The organism is Streptomyces umbrinus (assembly GCF_030817415.1).
In the GTDB taxonomy this organism is placed as follows: domain Bacteria; phylum Actinomycetota; class Actinomycetes; order Streptomycetales; family Streptomycetaceae; genus Streptomyces; species Streptomyces umbrinus_A.
Window position 1 is genome coordinate 4,819,457 of the sequence record NZ_JAUSZI010000002.1, and the last position, 19,370, is coordinate 4,838,826.

Consider the following 19,370-nt stretch of genomic DNA (forward strand, 5'->3'; position numbering starts at 1 on the left):
AGGGCGCCCGGCCCGACGCGGGGATCACAGGATCACGTGTGGCAGGAAGCGGGCGTACTCGTCCGTGATGAGGCCGGAGGACTCGCGGATGCCGAGGCCCGCCGACTCGTTCTCGACGACCCAGGCTCCGAGGACGACGCGGTTGCCGTCGAAGGACGGGAGGGGCGCCAACTCCTGGTAGCAGCAGGGTTCTTCGTGGACGACGGGAGCGGAGCCCGGTTCGTGGACCGTGACTCCGGCGCCCTCGCGACCGAGCAGGGGCTTGGCCACGTATCCGCGGGTGATGGCCAGTTCGCGTGGGCCGTCGAGGAAGGCCGGAAGGAGGTTGGGGTGGTCCGGGTACAGCTCCCAGAGGATCGCGAGGAGGGCCTTGTTGCTGAGCAGCATCTTCCAGGCCGGCTCGACCCACATCGTGGTCCCCGTGCCGCCGCCGTTGTCGAGGGTGGCGAGGACGTGCGGGGCGAAGCGGTCGGTGGTGAGCCATTCCCACGGATAGAGCTTGAAGCAACTGCGGATGAAGCGGAGTTGCTTGTCGACGAAGCGGCCGGAGAGGCGGTCCCAGCCGATCTCCTCCATGGCGATCCAGGAGGTGTCGAGGCCGGCCTGTTCGGCGGTCTCCTTCAGATAGGCGACGGTCATCAGGTCCTCGCCGAGCTCGTCGGCGGCGGAGTGCGCGAAGTAGAGGGGGCTGCCCGGCGGGAGGAGGGCGGACTGTTTCTTCCAGGCGTCGACGAGGCGTTCGTGGAGGGAGTTCCACTGGTCGGCGCCGGGGAAGCGTTCCTCCATCCAGAACCACTGGGGGCTGGCGGCCTCGACGAGTGAGGTCGGGGTGTCGGCGTTGTACTCCAGGAGCTTCGCCGGGCCGGTGCCGTCGTGGCGGAGGTCGAAACGGCCGTACAGGGACGGGAGTTCGGCGCGGCGGTGCCAGGCCTCGGCGACTGCCTCGGTCACTCGCTGGTCGGTGATGCCGAGGTCGGCGAAGCGGTTCTCGGTGACGATGTGTTCGGCGGCCGCCAGGCACATCGTGTGGAGTTCCTCGACGGCCTCCTCCAGGGCCTCGACCTCGGGGAGGGAGAAGACGTAGTACGCGGACTCGTCCCAGTACGGGCGCAGGGAGTCGTCCGGGTAGCGCGTGAGGGGGTAGATGAGGCCCTGTTCCTCGACGGTCTGCTGCCAGCCGGGGCGGGGGGTCGTGGTGCGGCGTTCCATGACGGCGGTCCGGTTCCTCGGAGTTGCTGGGTTCTCCCGACTTCCCCGGGGTCAGCCGCCGCCGCTGCCCGAGCCGGAGCAGCCGAAGCCGTCCCGGTCCACGGCCTCGCTGCGGCTGAAGGTGCCGTAGTCGGCGTAACCGGCGCTGACGTCGGCGTCGTAGTACCAGGCGGCGTCGACCGCGCCGGTCCGGCCGCCGCCGCGGTTCTTGCCCGACGAGGTGGAGGTGGAGCCCGACTTGCAGTTCTTGTCGGCGACGATCTTGTAGCCGTCGTACTCGTAGCTGTCGCGGTCCACGCAGCGACGGTCCGGGTCGGAACCGCACGAGGTGAGGGCCGCGGCGAGGACGCCCATCCCGCCGAGTACGACCGTGCTCGAACGCAGTTTCCTGCGCTGGTCCGCCATGTTCTCTCCCCCGTTGGGCCCGTCCGGCGGGCTCGTCCATGGCCGGCTCGCTCGTCCGGCCCCGGACAGGTTAAAGATCAGGTGAGCGGGTTGTACAAACGGCTCTCCCGAACTCTCCCTCCCCTAGAGTCGCTTTGTGCTCTTTGGAATGGTGTGTGCCCTTGGCGCGGCGGTGTGCTTCGGCACGGCGACGGTGTTGCAGGCGATCGCGGCGCGGGCGGCCGCACGCGGCCCGGAGAGCCCCGGCTCCCCGGGCGGTTCCTCGGGCGGATCCACCGGCGGATCCACCGGGGGATCCACCGGTGGATCGTCCGACGGGGCTTCCGGTGTGGACGCCGCCTTGTTGTGGCGCGCGCTGCGCGAGTGGCGGTACCTCGCCGGGCTCGCGCTCGACGGGGTCGGGTTCGTCCTGCAGATCGCGGCCCTGCGGTCGCTCCCGATCTACACGGTGGGGGCGGCGCTCGCCGCGAGCCTCGCCGTGACGGCGGTGGTCGCCGCATGGCTGCTCCATGTGCGGCTGAGCGGGCTCGAATGGGGCGCGGTCGCGGTGGTGTGCGCGGGGCTCGCGATGCTCGGGCTCGCGTCCGGGGAGGAGGGGGACAAGGCCGGGTCCACCGCGCTCAAGTACGCGATGCTCGGCACCGCCGTGGTCGTACTGCTCCTCGGCGCACTGGCCGGACGGCTGCCCGACCGGGGGCGGGCGCTCGCACTGGGACTGGGTGCCGGGTTCGGGTTCGGGGTGGTCGAGGTGGCGGTCCGGCTCATCGACGGCCTCACTCCCTCGGCGCTCTTCACCAACCCGGCGACGTACGCCCTGCTGCTGGGCGGAGGCGCGGCGTTCCTGCTTCTCACGTCGGCGCTCCAGCGGGGCTCGGTGACGACGGCCACGGCGGGGCTGGTCATCGGCGAGACCATCGGGCCCGCCGTGGTGGGGGTGGTGTGGCTGGGTGACCGTACGCGGGAGGGGCTGGCCTGGCTGGCCGTGCTCGGTTTCGCCGTGGCGGTGGCCGGGGCGCTGGCGCTCGCGCGCTTCGGGGAGGCGCCCGTGGAGGTGGCCGAGTCGGAGTCGGTTGCGCCATAGGGCTCCACAGGCCGGTTCCGTTCCGCGCGGGGCCGCGCCTCGCGCGGCGCACCGCCCGGCAGCGCTAGGGCAGCGCCCTGACCAGGGCCTCCAGTGTTCCCGGCCATCCGCTGTCCGTCGGCGTTCCGTACCCCACGACCAGTGCGTCCAGGGGTGGGGCCGTGGCGGACGGGTGGCGGTAGCGGGTCAGGCCGTGGACCGCCAGGCCCTGCCAGACCGCCGCGCGGACGACCGACTGCTCGGTGCCGGGCGGGAGTTGGAGTACCGCGTGGAAGCCGGCCGCGATACCGGTCGCCGTCACCGAGGGCGCGTGGGCGGCCAGGGCCGAGACGAGGTGGTCGCGGCGACGGCGGTAACGAAGGCGCGAGGCGCGCACATGGCGGTCGTACGCGCCCGATGTGATGAACTCCGCCAGGGTCAACTGGTCCAGGACACCGCACGACCAGTCCGCGCCGCCCTTCGCCGCCGTGACCTCGGCCGCCAGGGCCGGCGGCAGGACCAGCCAGCCCAGGCGCAGGCCGGGGGCCAGGGCCTTGCTGGCGGTGCCCATGTACACCACGTGGTCCGGGTCGAGGCCCTGGAGCGCGCCCACCGGCTGCCGGTCGTAGCGGAACTCCCCGTCGTAGTCGTCCTCCAGGATCAGCCCGCCCGTCCGCCGCGCCCAGTCGACGACCGCGGCACGTCGGTCGGGGTGCAGAGGCACGCCCATGGGGAACTGATGGGCGGGAGTCAGCAGCACCGCCGCCACACCACCGGCCCCGCCCTTGCCCCCGCTCCCAGCCCTGCCCCGGCTCCCCAGCCCGCCGCCACTCCCCCTGCCGCTCCCAGGCCCGCCCCCATTTCCATCCCAGCTCCCACTTCCATCCCCGCTCCCGCCAGGCCCTCCCCCGGTCAACTCCTCGGTCCGTGTGCCCAGTTCGTCGAACGGCAGGTTCACCGAACGCAGGCCCGCCCGCTCCACCAGCTTCCAGTGCACGTCGAGTCCGTACGACTCCATCGCCAGCGCCCCCGCGCCCCGCTGTCGCAGCACCGCGCCGAGCAGCATCAGGCCGTGTGCGAACCCGGAGCAGATGAGGATGCGTTCGGGGTCGGCGCGTACGCCGCGGGCCCGGGCGAGGTAGCCCGCGAGCGCGGTGCGCAGTTCGACGCGGCCGCGCGGGTCCCCGTATCCGAGAGCGTCGTACGGGGCCGCCGCGAGGGCCCGGCGGGATGCCTTGAGCCACTCGGCGCGCGGGAAGGAGGCGAGGTCGGGGGTGCCGGGGACGAGGTCGTACGCCGGGCCGCCGGGCGTACGCGGCCGGGGCGGGGCGGAGGCCGGTGCCACCACCGCACGCTCGGCGACCCGCGTGCCGGAGCCCTGGCGGGCGGTGAGCCAGCCCTCGGCCACGAGGTCGGCGTACGCGTCGGCGACGGTGTTGCGCGCGATGCCCAGATCGGCCGCGAGGGAGCGTGACGACGGCAGCCGGGTCCCGGGCGCGAGCCGTCCGCCTCGCACCGCGGCCCGCAGCGCGTCCGTCAGGCCTTTGCGCAGGCCGGAGCCGGTGCCCGTCACGTCGACATGCAGATCCACCCCGAAAGTGGCCCAGGATTTCACCATGGAAATGGACCATACTCCTGGGCTACTCGAAACGTAGGCTCATGATCATGACGACGAACACCACCGCCACCGAGGCCACCGCAGACACCGCCACCGACATCCCGCAGGACACCCCGCTCGCCCCCGAGCACACCCCCCGGCTCCAGTGGACCGAGTTCGCCCCCGAGGTCTACAAGGCCATGGTCAGGCTGGACGCGGCCGCCCGGAAGGGCGTCGACCCGGTGCTGCTGGAGCTGGTGAAGATCCGCGCGTCGCAGCTCAACCACTGCGCGTTCTGCCTCGACATGCACACGAAGGACGCGTTCGCGGCGGGCGAGAGCGTCGAGCGGATCGTCCAGCTCAGCGCGTGGGAGGAGTCACGGCACTTCTACACGGAGAAAGAACTCGCCGCGCTCGCGCTCACCGAGGCCGTGACGGTCCTGACGGACGGCTTCGTGCCGGACGAGGTGTACGAGACCGCCGCCCGCCACTTCGACGAGGCCGAGCTGACCCAGCTCATCGCCGCCATCACGGTGATCAACGCCTGGAACCGCTTCGGCGTGACCTGCCGTCTCGTGGCCGGCCACTACACGGCCGGGCAGTACAAGTAGCAGTACGGACGCGTAGCCGTACGAGTAGCGGCACAGCACACAGGAGTGCCGGGTGCCCTCGTCAGGGAGACACCCGGCACCCGTACAGGGAGGCCGCTCGGACGGCCCGTACGGCGGTGGGCTAGCTCGGCAGCCACGCCTTCCACGTGGACTCATGGCCCTCGGCCCACTTCCGCGCCGCCTCCTCGGGCGTCAGCTTCTGGTCGGCGATCATCAGGGAGACCTCGTTCTGGTCCTCGGTCGTCCACTTGAACTTCTTCAGGAAGGCCGCCGCCTTGCCGCCGCTCTCCGCGAAGTCCGTGTTCAGGTACTTCTGCAGCGGGGTGTGCGGATAGGCGCAGGCGACCTTCTCCGGGTCGGCGTCGCAGCCCTCCTTGTAGGCGGGCAGCTTCACCTCCGTCATGGGGACCTTCTTGAAGAGCCACTGGGGTGAGTACCAGTAGGTCAGGAACGGCTTCTTCTCCTTGGCGAACTGGCGCATCTGGGTGATCTGGGCCGCCTCCGAACCGGCGAACACCACCTGGAGGTCGAGGTCCAGGTTCTTCACCAGCGCCTTGTCGTTCGTGACGTAGGAGGGTGAGCCGTCGAGCAACTGCCCCTTGCCGCCGCTCTCGGGGGTGCGGAGCTGGTCGGCGTACTTGTTCAGGTTCTTCCAGTTGGTCACGTCGGGGTGCTGCTTCGCGAAGTACGTCGGTACGAACCAGCCGATGTGCCCGGTGACGCCGAGGCCGCCGCCGTTCACGATCGTCTTCTTGTCCTTGACGTACCGCTGTTCCTGCTCGGGGTGGCCCCAGTCCTCCAGGATCGCGTCGACCCGGCCCTGGCTGAGCGCGTCCCACGCGGGGACCTCGTCGACCTGGACGGTGTCGACGCGATAGCCCAGCTCGTGCTCCAACAGGTACTGCGCGACGGCCACGTTGGCCTGTGCGCCGACCCACGACTGCACGGACAGGGTCACCGTCCTGGCCCCCTGCGCGTTGGCGAAGGGCGAGGCCTGCTTGGTCATGTCGGCGGCTCCGCAGCCGGCCGTCGTCAGCACCAGCAGGGAGCAGCCGGCGGCCAGAGCGCCCGTCATGCGCGTACCGGTCATGCGCGTACCACCGGCCGCACGACTCATACGACTCATACGACCCGTACGACTCATACGCGTACGCATCTCAGGCTCCCTTCTTCGTGCGGCGGTCCGTCGGCTGGGTCACCCGGTCGAGCATCAGGCCGAGGCAGACGATCGCCGCGCCGGCCACCAGGCCCGTGGCCAAGTCGCCCTGGGCGAGCCCGAACACGACGTCGTAGCCGAGTGCGCCACCGCCGACCAGACCGCCGATGATGACGACGGCGAGGACGAGGACGACGCCCTGGTTGAGCGCGAGCAGCAGTGCGGGACGGGCCAACGGCAGCTGGACCTGGCGCAGTTGCTGCCAGCCCGTCGCGCCCATCGAGCGCGAGGACTCCATGGCCGCCGGGTCGACCTGGCGCAGGCCCTGTGTGGTGATGCGGACGACGGCGGGCAGGGCGTAGACGACCGCGGCGGCGACCGCCGGGGCGCGGCCCACGCCGAAAAGCGCGACGACGGGGATGAGGTACACGAACTGCGGCATCGTCTGGAAGACGTCCAGGAAGGGGCGCAGCACACGTTCGCAGCGCTCGCTCCTGGCAGCCGCGATGCCGGTCGCGAAGCCCAGGACCAGGGTGACGGCCACGGCCGCGAGGACCTGCGACAGCGTGTCGAGGGACGGACCCCACACTCCGAGCACACCGATCGCGGCCATCGCGAGGACGGCGGTGACCGCGGTGCGCCAGGTGCCGATCAGCCAGGCGAGCGCGGCGACGATCAGCAGGACCGACCACCAGGGCAGCCACTGCAGGCCGTCCCTCATCGGGTCCAGGACCCAGGTGGTGAAGTGGCCCGCCCAGTCGGCGGTGCCGCCCACGTAGGGGACGCCGGAGTAGAGGTGGTCCGTCATCCAGTCGACGGCCCTGTTGACGGGCTCGGCGATGTTCACGAGCCAGGCCTCGGGCCAGTCCAGGCGGTCGGTGAGGCGTCCGGCGACCGCGACGGCCACCGCCGCGACAGCCGCGTAGGCCCAGCCGGTCCAGCGGGACCTGGGCTCGCCGGGCCCGACGCCCGTGGATGCCGCCGAAGTCACGGATCCCGCCGCTCCCGTCACCCGGTCGAGGACGACCGCGAGCAGCACGATCGGGATGCCGGCCGCGAGCGCCGCGCCCACGTCGACCGAGGCGAGCGCCTGGTAGACGCGGTCACCGAGGCCGGCCGCGCCGATGACGGACGCGATGACGGCCATGGACAGGGCCATCATGATCGTCTGGTTGAGGCCGAGGAGGAGTTCCTTGCGGGCGAGCGGGATACGGGCCGTGAGGAGCCGCTGCCGGGCCGTGGTGCCCAGGGACTCGACGGCCTCCATCACCCCGGCGTCGGCGCCGCGCAGACCGAGCGCGGTGAGCCGGGCCATGGGCGGGGCCGCGTACACGACGGTGGCCAGCACCGCGGCCGGGACACCCATGCCGAAGACGAGGACGACCGGCAGGAGGTACGCGTAGGCAGGGAACACCTGCATGGTGTCGAGTACGGGGCGCAGCGCGCGGTACGTACGGTCGGAGAGCCCGGCCGCGAGGCCGAGGAGCACGCCGAGCACGACGGACGCGAGGACCGCGACCACCATGAGTGCGAGCGTCTGCATGGTGGGGATCCACATGCCGAGCAGCCCGCAGGCCAGGAACGCGGCGCCCGTGCCGAGCGCCAGCCGTACCCCCGCGACCCGCCAGGCGACCAGTGCCGCCGCGGCCGTGACGCCCGCCCAGCCGGCGGCGAGCAAAACGAGGTAGACGGCGCGTACGGAGAGGACGACCGCGTTGGAGACGTACCCGAAGAAGTAGAGGAACAGCGGGTGGCTGTCGCGGTTGTCGATGACCCAGTCGCTGGCCTTGCCGAGGGGTTCGGTGAGGTCGATGGTGAGGGCGTTCGGCCAACTGCCGCTGGCCCAGCGGGCGTTGGCCAACGGGACGAGGACCGCCGCCGCGACGGCGAGCAGCAGGAGCTTGCCGGTGGCGGGGTGCCTGAGGAAGCCGGGGAGACCGCTCCGGGGAGCGGCCGCGGTGATCGTGGCCATCAGGCCACCCCCTCGCGAGCGGACTCGGCCGTTCCGTCGCCCTGCTCCCGGGCGGACTCGGCCGTTCCGTCGCCCTGGTCGGGAGCGGGCGCGGCCGAACCGGCACCCGAACCATCAGTCGCATCGGCGGCCTCATCGGCGAACTGCCCGCCGGTCCCCGCCACCACCCCCAGCAGCGCGTCCGAGTCGACGACCCCGAGGCAGCGTCCCCGGTCCACCACGCGGGCGGTCTGTCCGGTGCGCGCGACCGCCTCGATGGCCTCGGAGACCGTGGCCTGGGGCGCGAGGGCCGGACCCTCGCCCGCCTCCTGCGCGGACGCGGCCCGCATGGCCCGCCGTACCGTCATGACCTGCTCGCGCGGCACGTCGCGTACGAACTCGCGTACGTAGTCGTCGGCGGGCGAGCCCACGATCTCCTCGGGCGTGCCGAGCTGGACGACGCGGCCGTCGCGCATGAGGGCGATGCGGTCGCCCAGGCGCAGGGCCTCGTTCAGGTCGTGGGTGATGAAGACCATCGTGCGGCCCTCCTCGTGGTGGAGCCGGACGACCTCCTCCTGCATGTCGCGCCGGATCAGCGGGTCGAGCGCGCTGAACGGCTCGTCGAACAGCAGGACCTCGGGGTCCACGGCGAGCGCCCGGGCCAGTCCGACGCGCTGCTGCTGGCCGCCGGAGAGCTGGCCGGGCCGCCGGTGCTCCATGCCTTCGAGGCCGACCTTGGTGACGACCTCCTGCGCCTTCTCGCGGCGCTCGCGCTTGCCGACGCCCTGGACTTCGAGCCCGTACGCGACGTTGTCGAGCACGGTCCGGTGCGGCAGGAGGCCGAAGTGCTGGAAGACCATGGCGGCGCGGTGGCGGCGCAGTTCGCGCAGCCGGGCCTTGTCCATGGCGCGGACGTCCTCGCCGTCGATGACGATCGAGCCGGCCGTCGGCTCGATGAGCCGGGTCAGACAGCGTACGAGGGTGGACTTGCCCGAGCCGGACAGGCCCATGACGACGAAGACCTCGCCCTTGCGCACGTCGAAGCTCACGTCCCGGACGGCGGCCGTGCAGCCGGTACGGGACCGGAGTTCGGCCGGGGTGAGGGCCGCGAGCTCGGGGTCGGCGGGGACGCGGTCGGCCTTGGGGCCGAAGACCTTCCAGAGCCCCTCGACGGCGAAGACGGGGGCAGTGCCCGCGCGCTCGGCATCCGTGCGCTCGAAAGCGGCATCCTGAACATCGGTTGACGTACTGCTCATCACGCACCGCCTCCCAGCAGGTCCACACACTTCTCGCCGACCATGAGCACCCCGATCATCGGGTTCACGGCGGGCATCGTCGGGAAGACCGACGCATCGGCGATCCGGATTCCTTCGAGACCGCGGATCCGCAACTCGGGGTCGACGACGGCCAGTTGGTCCTCGGGCGCGCCCATGCGGCAGGTGCCCGCCGGGTGGTACACGGTGTGCGCCACCGACCGGGCGTACGCGCTGAGCTCCTCGTCGTCCGTGACGTCCGGTCCCGGGCAGACCTCGCGCTTGAGCCAGTGCGCGAGCGGCTCGGACTTGGCGATCTCGCGCGCGATCCTGATGCCGTCGACGAGAGTGCGGCCGTCGTAGTCGTCCTCGTCCGTGAAGTAGCGGAAGTCGAGGGCGGGCTTCTCGGCCGGGTCGGCGCTCTTCAGATAGAGGCGGCCGCGGCTGCGCGGCTTGGGGATGTTCGGGGTCATCGAGACGCCGTGCGCGGGGCGTTCGTAGCCGATGCGCTCCGGGTTGTCCGTGAAGGGCACCTGGTAGAAGTGGAACATCAGGTCCGGACCGGCGTGTTCGGGGTCGCGCCGCACGAACAGGCCCGCGTCGGAGTCCATCGCGGAGTTCTCGGGGATCGGCCCGTCCGTCTCCCAGACGATGACCGACTCGGGGTGGTCGAGCAGGTTCTCGCCGACGCCCGGCAGGTCGTGGACGACGGGGATGCCGAGCGCTTCGAGGTCCTGGCGCGGCCCGATGCCGGAGTGCATGAGCAGCCGCGGCGAGTCGACGGCACCGGCGCACAGCAGCACTTCGTTCCGCGCCCGGACGAGGACTTCCTCGCCGTCCTTGGTGCGTACGTGCACACCGCGGGCGCGCGTCCCGTCGAGCTCCAGCCTGTACGCCCAGGTCTCCAGGAGGATGTGGAGGTTGGGGCGCTCGTCCATGAACGGATGCAGGTAGGCGACCGACGCGCTCGACCGCTTGTTGTTCTCCGGGTGGTACGCGAGGTCGAAGAAGCCGACGCCCTCGGTGAACGGCTGCTTGTTGAAGCCCTCCACGCGCGGCACTTCGAGCGCCGACCGCGCGGCGTCGACGAAGTCGCGGGCGATGGCGTTCCGGTCCTTCTCGTCGACCGGCACGATGTTGTTGCGCAGCCGCGGGAAGTACGCCTCCATCGGCACCGCGCCCCAGCCCTTGGCGCCCGCCGCCTCCCACTCGTCCCAGTCGGACGGCAGCGGCTTGAACGCGATGAGCGTGTTGTGCGAGGAGCATCCGCCGAGGACCCGGGCGCGGCTGTGCCGGATGTGCGAGTTGCCGCGCGGCTGCTCGGTCGTCGGGTAGTCGTAGTCCAGCTCCCCGCCGAGCAGGCCCATCCAGCGCCGCAGGGTCAGGACGTCGTCGCGGCCGACGTCGCTCGGGCCGCCCTCGATGACGGCGACGGTGACGTCCGGGTTCTCGGTGAGCCGGGAGGCGATGACGGAACCCGCGGTGCCGCCGCCTATGACGACGTAGTCGTACGTGTTCTGCTCTTCGGGCATCGCGTGTTCAGGCGTGGGGTGTTCAGGCATGGCGTGGCGCTCCAAGGTGCCTTGTGCGGTGGGGAGTCCGGGGAGTCGACGGTGGTCGGGGCGGGGGTCAGCCCGTGAACCACCGGACGGGCTTCGGCGCGAGGTTCTGGTAGACGTGCTTCGTCTCGCGGTACTCGGCGAGCCCCGCGGGCCCGAGTTCGCGCCCCACACCGCTCTTGCCGAAGCCGCCCCACTCCGCCTGCGGGAGATAGGGGTGGAAGTCGTTGATCCAGACGGTGCCGTGCCGCAGCCGGCCGGCGACGCGCCGGGCGCGCCCCGCGTCGGCGGTCCAGACACCGCCCGCGAGCCCGTACTCCGTGTCGTTGGCGAGCGCGACGGCCTCGTCCTCCGTACGGAAGGTCTCGACGGTCAGGACCGGGCCGAACACCTCTTCCCGGACGACCCGCATGTCGCGGTGGCACTGGTCGAGGACGGTCGGCTCGTAGAAGTAGCCGGTGGCGGGCCGCTCGGCGGACGGCTCGGGGCGGGCGCCGCCGGCCCGCAGCACCGCGCCCTCGGCGAGCGCCGCGGCGACGTACGACTCGGTCTTCTCGCGCTGTTCGGCGGAGACGAGCGGTCCGCACTCGACGCCGTCCTCGGTGCCGCGGCCGAGCCGGATCCGCTCGGCCCGCCGCGCCAGTTCGGCGACGAAGCGCTCGCGCACGGACTCCTCGATGATGAGCCGGGAGCCCGCGGAGCACACCTGCCCGCTGTGGATGAAGGCGGCGTTCAGGGCCTGGTCGACGGCGGTGTCGAACCCTTCCTCCGTGGCGCAGGCGTCGGCGAAGACGACGTTGGGGTTCTTGCCGCCGAGTTCGAGAGCGACCTTCTTCACGGTGACGGCGGCGGCCTGCGCGACCTTCGTACCGCTGACGAGTCCGCCGGTGAAGGACACGAGGTCGACGTCCGGGTGCTCGGCGAGCCGGGCGCCGACGCTGTGGCCGGGACCGGTGACGATGTTGGCGACGCCCTCGGGCAGTCCGGCCTCGACCAGCAGCTCGATGAGGGCGACCGTGGTCAGCGGAGTGATCTCGCTCGGCTTGATGACGAAGGTGTTCCCGGCGGCGAGGGCGGGGGCAACCTTCCAACTCGCCTGCAACAGGGGGTAGTTCCAGGGCGTGATCATCGCGCAGACGCCGACGGGTTCGTGCACGACCACGCTGTGGATGTCGTCCGACCCGGCGTCGACGACCCGTCCGCCGCCCTCTCCGACGACGAGATCGGCGAAGTACCGGAAGGCGTCGGCGACACAGTCGATGTCGACGCGCCCCTCCTCCAGGGTCTTGCCCGCGTCCCGGCTCTCAAGGAGCCCGAGCGGTTCGCGGTCGCGTACGAGGAGGTCGGCGACGCGGCGCAGGAGCGCGGCCCGCTCGGTGACGGGCGTGTGTGGCCACTCTCCGTGGTCGAAGGCGCCCCGGGCGGCCTCGACGGCGGCGTCCGTGTCCGGTACGCCGCCTTCGGCGACCACGGCGAACGCCTTGGCGTCCGCCGGGTCGAGAATGTCGCGCGTGGCCCCTGAGGCGGCCGCACGCCACTCTCCGCCCACGTGAATCGTCTGCTGCGCCTGGTGTCCCGACATGATCGGTGTTGCCTTCCGTTCCTGTTCCGTGCCCCTGTGTCACACGCGTGTCACTCTCGCGGGCCGAGTGCACCTGCCCCGGGGCCTGGTTTGCATGCACAACCGGTGACGGATAGTGCGCGGGGTCACTGAAAAATCATCGGAAATGCGACCAGAAGGCGCGAAAGGCGAGGCTGCGGGTGACCGTCTTCGGCGGCGGGGTCTCCGGCCGTGGCCCGACCATGGACACCCGGCCATCCTTTGACTAAAGTCAAAGAAATATGGAGCCAGTGACAGCGTCAGTGTCCGCGGAGCACGTGACCACCCTGCGCCGCTTCAACCGCTACTTCACCCGCCGGATCGGTGTGCTCGACGATCACTACCTCGGGCAGGACCGGCCGCTCGGCGAGGCGCGCCTGCTGTTCGAGATCGGGACCGGCGCGTCGCTGAGGGAGCTGAGGACCCGACTCGGCCTGGACGCCGGGTACCTGAGCCGGATGGTGCGCGCGCTGGAGGGCCAGGGGCTCGTCCGGGTCAGCGTGCACCCGACGGACAGCCGGCTGCGCCTCGCGGAGCTCACGGAGGCCGGGCGGGCGGAGCTGGCGGAGCAGAACCGGCGGGCCGACGGACTCGCCGAGGGCCTGCTCGACGGGCTGAGCGAGGAGCAGCGGGAGCGGCTGACGGGGGCCGTCACCGTGGCCGAGCGGCTGCTGCGGCTGGCGGGGGTCGGTGTCAGGGCCGTCGACGCCCGGTCGGCCGACGCGCGGGCCTGTCTGGCCGGTTTCGCCGCCGAACTCGACGAGCGGTTCCCCGAGGGGTACGCCGCCACGGATCTCGTACCGCCGGAACAGATCGCCGTCCTCCTCGTCGCGTACGAGGAGGAGCGTGCCGTCGGCTGCGGAGCGCTGTGCGCGCTCGACGCCGACACGGCCGAGATCCGGCATCTCTGGGTACACCCCGACGCGCGCGGACTCGGCCTCGGGCGGCGGCTGTTGACCGCACTGGAACGTGCGGCCGCCCGGCGCGGGCATCACGTCGTACGCCTCGACACGCACGAGGTCCTCAAGGAGGCCGCAGCGATGTACCGCACGAGCGGGTACGTCGAGATCCCGGCGTACGACGCGAACGCGCACGCCAGTTACTGGTTCGAGAAGGTCCTGGTCCTGCCCCGCTGATGTACGGCCCGCGGCTGTAGCCCCTCGCCCGTCAGCCGTCCTTGCTGCTGATCGAGGGCACCGCGCTCGGGGAGGGGACCGGGTCGAAGCGGAACGTCTGGCCCGACTCGTCCTGACCGCAGGACAGTTGGAGCACCGGGGCCCAGCTCTTCTTGGAACCGCCGGTCACGCCCAGGCAGCCGTAGCCGAAGACCGGGTGGAGCGAGCGGATCCGGTAGACCCCGTCCCCCTGGTCCTCCAGGGCGTAGGTCAGGACGCAGTCGGCGGTGGCGGGGCGGTGGGCCCGCCTCGGGGTTGAGGGGTCTCGGAGCCGCGCTCGCCCTAGGGCCTGTCTGACAATTCCCGTCGTCGCCCGGAGGGCGGCCTCGCGGCGTCAGGTGCGTGCTCTCGGCGTGCCGGGCGTAGAGCCTCGTACTGGACGTACTTGGCTCTGCGCCCGGTGCGGCGAGAGTGCGTGCATGGCGTCGTGAGGCTGGGGGCACCTCCCGGCCGGAGGCTGGGGGCACCTCCCGGCCGGAGGCTGGGGGCACCTCCCGGCCGGAGGCTGGGGGAGGGAATTGTCAGACAGGCCCTAGGTGCCATGAGCGCACCGGCGAGCGCCGCGCCCAGCGCCTGCTGGAGCGAGCAGACCAGCCCGACCTTCGCCCGGGGCGCCTGCAACAGCATTGCGGGCGGCGGGAGTCGGCGGCTCGGCATCCGGTGTTCCGACGGTGACTACAAGTGGTCCGCCTGGAAGGCGGTCACCACGCCCACAAGCCTGCGCTGCTCCGGCGGCCCGACCGTCACGAACCACTGGATCGACACCGCCCGAGCCCGAGCCGGGCTCGTACGCCCGCGCTGTCCGGGACCTGCTGCGCGTGGGGAGAGCAGGTCCCGGGCGGTGCGCGGTGCGCGAAAAGCCGCCCCCCGGGGACTCCCGGGGGGCGGCTTCAGGCTTGGGCCCTGAGGCTTCGGCTCAGATGAGGCCGAGGCCGCGGACCGCCTCGCGCTCCTCCTCCAGCTCCTTCACCGACGCATCGATGCGGGCGCGGGAGAACTCGTTGATGTCGAGGCCCTGGACGATCTCGTACGAGCCGTCCTTCGTGGTGACGGGGAAGGAGGAGATGAGACCCTCCGGGACGCCGTACGAACCGTCCGACGGGATGCCCATCGAGGTCCAGTCGCCGTCCGCCGTGCCGTTGACCCACGTGTACACGTGGTCGACGGCGGCGTTCGCGGCCGAGGCGGCCGACGAGGCGCCACGGGCCTCGATGATCGCGGCACCGCGCTTGGCGACAGTCGGGATGAACTCCTCGGCCAGCCACTTCTCGTCGTTCACGGTCTCGGCGGCGTTCTTGCCGGCGATCGTGGCCTGGAAGATGTCGGGGTACTGGGTGGCGGAGTGGTTGCCCCAGATGGTGAGGCGCTTGATGTCCGCGACCGTCGAGCCCGTCTTCTTCGCGAGCTGCGTGAGCGCGCGGTTGTGGTCCAGGCGGGTCATCGCGGTGAAGCGCTCGGCCGGTACGTCCGGGGCGGCGGCCTGGGCGATGAGGGCGTTGGTGTTGGCCGGGTTGCCGACGACGAGGATCTTGACGTCGTCCGCGGCGTTGTCGTTGATGGCCTTGCCCTGGGGCTTGAAGATGCCGCCGTTGGCCGAGAGCAGGTCGCCGCGCTCCATGCCCTTGGTGCGGGGGCGGGCGCCGACGAGGAGACCGACGTTCGTGCCGTCGAAGGCGACGTTCGGGTCGTCCGTGATGTCGATGCCCTGAAGGAGCGGGAAGGCGCAGTCGTCGAGCTCCATGGCGGTGCCCTCGGCGGCCTTCAGCGCCGGCGTGATCTCCAGGAGACGCAGCTTGACCGGCACGTCCGCGCCGAGCAGCTGGCCGGAGGCGATGCGGAAGAGCAGGGCGTAACCGATCTGGCCGGCCGCGCCGGTGACGGTGACGTTCACGGGAGTGCGGGTCATGGCGTTCTCCGTATGACAGCTGACGACGGTGGGGCGTCCCTGCCCCGGGGTACGGGATCCCTGCCCTGCCGCCGGGATGATCGATCACCTGTGTCGATGATCGATCTCTTGGCGTCAAGAGAGATCCAGCGGTCAGGCTATCGCGCATCCGGGATCCCGTACGGCCGGGGCCGATGTGGCCCACCCCACAGGGCGCTCGGCGGGGCGCTCCGCGGAGGCGCGGGACGCGGGCGGGGTGTGGGGCCGGGTGTGGGAGGGGGCATGGGAAGGCGGCCGTCGTTCCGGGAGAGAAGGACGACGGCCGCCTTGGTGGGGGTGCCGGGTGGCCGGGAGGGGGGTGAGTCCTCCCGGTCGGTGCCGGACTCCCGTGGGGGTACGGTTCGCCTGCCCCGGCGGGGGGAGGGCATTCCTGTTGTTTGACGAATAGTTGCGGGGCGCCCCGGATCGCGTGGGTGGGGTTCGGGGGCCTGAGTGGGCTTGGGGTGGTGGGTGTGTGCGGGTCGAGTTGGGCTGATCGCGCAGTTCCCCGCGCCCCTGAAAGGCAGGAGCCTGCGGCCCCAAAAGGCCGGGCCTGCGGCCCGAACAAGCGGGTGGGCTTGGGGCTGTGGGTATGTGCGGGTCGAGTTGGGCTGGTCGCGCAGTTCCCCGCGCCCCTGAAGACACCGCGGGTGCCCGCCTCCCGGAAAAGGCGGGTGCCCGTGGAGCTGGAAACTGGGTGCCCGTGGACCTGAGAGGTCGGGACCCGGTCCCGAACAAACAGGTGCCCGCCTCTCGTGAGGCGGGCACCCGGGTGAAGCTCGTTCAGCGTGAGCCTCTGTGTGCTACTTCGTGCAGCCCTCCTCGCCCGAGGTCTGGAGGGTGGCGCAGGCCTTGGCCGCGGTGGCGTTCTTGACGGCGACCATCGGGGTGTAGGCGTCGGTGTCCGTGTCGACCTCGGCGGTCTGGGCGGCTGCCTTGCCCGCCGTGATCCGGACCTCGTCGCCGGGCCCGGCCGCGGTGATGCGGGCCCACGCTGCCCCGCACGTCTCGCTGTAGCGGACCTCGACCTGGGCGGTGCCGACGACTGCCTTCTCGACCGTCGTCGCGAGCGTGCCGCCGCAGCCCATGTTCTCCGGGTCCTTGCCCGCGCAGTCCGCGCCGAAGCACTCGACACCGGCCGGCAGCTCCTTGCTGACGGTCGGCGTCGGCGTCGGTGTGGTGTCGCTCCCTGCCTTGTCGTCGCTCCCGCCGTTCGTGAGGAACACGGCCGCGGCTATCACCACGAGCGCGCCCACGACCCCCGCGAGGAACATCGTGAGCCGGCGCTTCCCGCGCTTCCCGTCGGGCGAACCGCCGGAACGCGGCCGCGCGTCCTGGGGCGGACCCCCGGCAGAACCGCCCGCGCCCGCGGCACCGGCGGGACCGGCCATACCGGACGGTCCGAAGGAACCCGACGGGCCGAGGCCCGACGACCCGGACGCACCAGACACACCGGCAGAGCCGGACGCGCCGGCGCTCGACGTACCCAGACCCCCGGGGTATCCGTACCCCCCGGACGCTCCGGACGTCCCCGAAGGCGTGGCGACGACTCCCCAGCCGCCACCACGCGAACCCGAGGCCCCGCCCGAGCCGCTGCCGGCACCGGCGCCGCGCTGCGTCCGCCGCTCCTCCCCCTGCACCGGAGTCCCCGGCGGCACTGTGGGTGCCACCCCGGCAGGTCCCGCGATACCCGGCGTGGGCGCCGCTGTCGCGCTACCCCCGGCGCGCGCCTGCTTCCCGTTCCGTCCCCCCTTGGCCGGAGTCGACCCGAACTCTCCGAGCGCGGCACGCGCCTGGGAGATCCGGATCGCTTCCATGGTCATGTCGTGGCGCATCTCCGAGCGGCTCCAGGCCCTCTCGGCAAGCTCCCACATCGTCGTCAGATGGACGGGATTGGTCCCGGTCACCTCGGCCAGAGCCACGATCGCGCCCTTCGGCGCGAGCAGCCGGCCGTTCAGATACCGCTCCCAGGACGTCTTGCTGTACCCGGTGCGGTCGGCCACGGCGGCGACACTCAGTCCGCTGCGGTCGACCAACCGGCGCAGCTGGCTGGCGAACTCCCTGACCTGCGGATCGAGTTCATCCGGCAAGGCCCTCCAACGAGGCATTGCTACCCCCCTCTTTCCCCCCGTACGTGCTGGCTTTTCCCGCGCGTGAAGCCCTCTGCCGAGTCCTCGTTCTGGCTACCCACAGGGATGCGCACAGTAAGGATCTCAGTTCCCGGGATGGGGGCGCACGGGAGCATTCGGGCCTGTGGGCATGCACCGTTGCACGCCCGTTGGTCTGCGGTCCAGTGTCCCACCGACTTCCCTCCCGGCCGACAGGATCACCTGGTCAGCGCACGGGACGTCCCGGAGCGTCCCGATTGCCCACGTTATCCCTGGTGTCGGCGGTGATCAGCGTAAATCCTCGAACTTGTCAACACATCGACACGCGGGGAACACATGCGCGACCCCGTGCGTCACTCGCGACCTCAGGGGGATCACATGCACACCAAGGGCAGGTCGAATCGTCGACTGCTCACCGCCGTCACCGTGACGGCGACCGCGGGACTCGCGCTCGGCACGAGCGGTCCGCTCGCCGCGGCCACGTCCGGCTCCGCCGCCTCTCCGCAGGTCATCGACGGCACCGGCGGCGCGTACAACGACTGGGGCGACGAGGGGACGCTCTCCGTCAGCCGCCACACGAACAGCAACGCGACCCGTCTGTGGCAGACCGTCCTCTACGCGGACGGCGCCAGGTGGAGGGACGGCAACGGCGTGAACCGCCCCTTCACGAAGTACGACATCGACGGCTCCTTCGGCTGGAAGACGAAGTCGGCCACGAAGTGGTGGCAGGCGCGCGAGGAGCTGGAGGACGTCGACGGCATCGTCGGAAAGGAGACTTTCGGCCACGCAGACGACTTCCTCGACGGCCCGTACCGGGGCGGCCAGGTTACGTACAGCGGCTACCAGCGGGACGTCACGTTCAAGCGGCTGAGCGGGAAGTACTACGTCAAGATCGGTACGCAGTGGAAGGTCGCGGCGTACAACTGGCGCGGCTGAACCATCTGCCCCGAGCCCTCGGACTGTCAGTCCGACGTGTGATCACGCCAGGGTGACGGCACCGACCACCGCGGTCAGCAGCAGGACGAGGACGAGCACCAGGGCGTAGAGCAGCAGACGGTGCGAGGCGGCCCAGGAGGTCCGGGCGGGGGCGGACTCCGGTTCCGGCGCCTCGGCGAGCAGGTCCCACCACGGGACCGTGGGGACGTCCTCGTACGTGCCCCCGTACTTGCCCCCGTCCGTCGCCCCGTTCGCACCCTCGCCCCCGGCCACGGGCACCCCCGCCGGGGCCGGAGCCACCGTTCGCGGCCATGCCCGCACTGCCAGCTCCCAGCGCACGCAGAAGCGCTCGGCGTCCGTCCCCGCGACCCGGCACAGGGCGACGACCGCCTGCCGGGGCGGGGGCTGCGTCGCGTTCAGATAGCGGTGCCAGGAGGACTTGCTGTATGCCGTGCGCTCGCCCAGGGCGACCAGGCTGAGCCCCGTACGGTCCTTGAGCAGCCGCAGCTGCTCCACGAAATGCGCCACCTCCGGCGGAAGATCCGCAGGCAGTGACTGCCAGGCGCTCATCCTTCTTCCTGCCCCCTCGCCATCTCCCACGTACATCCCCCGCTATGACCGGGTGACGGCGCCGGCGGCGGATTGGTTCCCGCCGGATGTCTTGCGGGACGAACGCCATACGACGGCCGCACGAGGGCCTCCCGACGGACGGGACGTACCGGAACCGTCACCTCCGTGCCACAGGGGACTGACAGGCATTGAACCGCCGTTGGCACGTCCATGACTCTGGAGTCCAGGCGGCGCCCGTCCTCGCTCGGGGGAGTGG

General features: G+C 71.5%; 16 protein-coding genes. 4 read left to right on the forward strand and 12 right to left on the reverse strand.

Features of this window, described 5'->3' with window-relative positions; translation table 11 throughout:
• Window positions 1–24 precede the first annotated feature (24 nt).
• On the reverse strand, window positions 25–1,209 hold the full coding sequence (locus tag QF035_RS21030) for a glutathionylspermidine synthase family protein (protein WP_307521983.1): 1,185 nt from the start codon (window positions 1,207–1,209) through the stop codon (window positions 25–27).
• A gap of 51 nt (window positions 1,210–1,260) precedes the next feature.
• The gene (locus tag QF035_RS21035) at window positions 1,261–1,614 is read right to left on the reverse strand and encodes a hypothetical protein (protein WP_307521984.1); all 354 of its coding nucleotides are present in this window, start codon (window positions 1,612–1,614) and stop codon (window positions 1,261–1,263) included.
• 148 nt (window positions 1,615–1,762) lie between these two features.
• On the opposite strand from QF035_RS21035, the gene QF035_RS21040 reads away from it, so the two are divergent.
• Complete coding sequence (locus QF035_RS21040) at window positions 1,763–2,695, forward strand: hypothetical protein (RefSeq protein WP_307521985.1); 933 nt, start codon at window positions 1,763–1,765, stop codon at window positions 2,693–2,695.
• A gap of 64 nt (window positions 2,696–2,759) precedes the next feature.
• Here QF035_RS21040 and QF035_RS21045 read toward each other — a convergent pair whose 3' ends face one another.
• On the reverse strand, window positions 2,760–4,292 hold the full coding sequence (locus QF035_RS21045; protein ID WP_307521986.1) for an aminotransferase-like domain-containing protein: 1,533 nt from the start codon (window positions 4,290–4,292) through the stop codon (window positions 2,760–2,762).
• A gap of 47 nt (window positions 4,293–4,339) precedes the next feature.
• Here QF035_RS21045 and QF035_RS21050 point away from each other — a divergent pair, with 47 nt between their 5' ends.
• Window positions 4,340–4,882: a carboxymuconolactone decarboxylase family protein gene (locus tag QF035_RS21050; protein ID WP_307521987.1), complete on the forward strand. Its 543-nt coding sequence runs from the start codon at window positions 4,340–4,342 to the stop codon at window positions 4,880–4,882.
• Window positions 4,883–5,003: 121 nt separating this feature from the next.
• Here the strand turns inward: QF035_RS21050 and QF035_RS21055 are convergent, their stop codons facing one another.
• The 5 genes from QF035_RS21055 to QF035_RS21075 form a co-directional block, all read right to left on the reverse strand.
• Complete coding sequence (locus QF035_RS21055) at window positions 5,004–5,972, reverse strand: ABC transporter substrate-binding protein (protein WP_307521988.1); 969 nt, start codon at window positions 5,970–5,972, stop codon at window positions 5,004–5,006.
• Window positions 5,973–6,039: 67 nt separating this feature from the next.
• The gene (locus QF035_RS21060; RefSeq protein WP_307521989.1) at window positions 6,040–8,010 is read right to left on the reverse strand and encodes an ABC transporter permease; all 1,971 of its coding nucleotides are present in this window, start codon (window positions 8,008–8,010) and stop codon (window positions 6,040–6,042) included.
• Window positions 8,010–9,245 carry a quaternary amine ABC transporter ATP-binding protein gene (locus QF035_RS21065; protein ID WP_307521990.1) on the reverse strand — a complete coding sequence of 412 codons (1,236 nt, stop codon included), beginning with the start codon at window positions 9,243–9,245 and terminating at the stop codon, window positions 8,010–8,012. The genes QF035_RS21060 and QF035_RS21065 overlap by 1 nt, the downstream gene beginning before the upstream one ends.
• On the reverse strand, window positions 9,245–10,774 hold the full coding sequence (locus tag QF035_RS21070; RefSeq protein ID WP_307531288.1) for a GMC family oxidoreductase: 1,530 nt from the start codon (window positions 10,772–10,774) through the stop codon (window positions 9,245–9,247). The genes QF035_RS21065 and QF035_RS21070 overlap by 1 nt, the downstream gene beginning before the upstream one ends.
• Before the next feature lie 97 nt (window positions 10,775–10,871).
• Window positions 10,872–12,383: an aldehyde dehydrogenase family protein gene (locus QF035_RS21075; protein WP_307521992.1), complete on the reverse strand. Its 1,512-nt coding sequence runs from the start codon at window positions 12,381–12,383 to the stop codon at window positions 10,872–10,874.
• 260 nt (window positions 12,384–12,643) lie between these two features.
• Between QF035_RS21075 and QF035_RS21080 the strand changes: the two genes are divergently transcribed.
• On the forward strand, window positions 12,644–13,537 hold the full coding sequence (locus tag QF035_RS21080) for a GNAT family N-acetyltransferase (RefSeq protein ID WP_307521993.1): 894 nt from the start codon (window positions 12,644–12,646) through the stop codon (window positions 13,535–13,537).
• Between the two features lie 31 nt (window positions 13,538–13,568).
• Here the strand turns inward: QF035_RS21080 and QF035_RS21085 are convergent, their stop codons facing one another.
• From QF035_RS21085 to QF035_RS21095, 3 genes are all read right to left on the reverse strand, one after another.
• A complete protein-coding gene (locus tag QF035_RS21085; protein ID WP_307521994.1) occupies window positions 13,569–13,706 on the reverse strand; it encodes a hypothetical protein in 138 nt (45 codons plus the stop codon).
• Window positions 13,707–14,492: 786 nt separating this feature from the next.
• Window positions 14,493–15,482 carry a malate dehydrogenase gene (locus QF035_RS21090; protein WP_307521995.1) on the reverse strand — a complete coding sequence of 330 codons (990 nt, stop codon included), beginning with the start codon at window positions 15,480–15,482 and terminating at the stop codon, window positions 14,493–14,495.
• A gap of 821 nt (window positions 15,483–16,303) precedes the next feature.
• Window positions 16,304–17,608, reverse strand: a complete 1,305-nt coding sequence (locus QF035_RS21095) for a helix-turn-helix domain-containing protein (protein ID WP_307521996.1) — start codon at window positions 17,606–17,608, stop codon at window positions 16,304–16,306.
• A 378-nt stretch (window positions 17,609–17,986) separates the two neighbouring features.
• Here QF035_RS21095 and QF035_RS21100 point away from each other — a divergent pair, with 378 nt between their 5' ends.
• Window positions 17,987–18,544, forward strand: coding sequence for a peptidoglycan-binding domain-containing protein (locus tag QF035_RS21100; RefSeq protein WP_307521998.1), 558 nt, complete (start codon window positions 17,987–17,989; stop codon window positions 18,542–18,544).
• 42 nt (window positions 18,545–18,586) lie between these two features.
• Here the strand turns inward: QF035_RS21100 and QF035_RS21105 are convergent, their stop codons facing one another.
• Window positions 18,587–19,114: a helix-turn-helix domain-containing protein gene (locus QF035_RS21105; RefSeq protein ID WP_307521999.1), complete on the reverse strand. Its 528-nt coding sequence runs from the start codon at window positions 19,112–19,114 to the stop codon at window positions 18,587–18,589.
• Window positions 19,115–19,370: the final 256 nt, after the last annotated feature.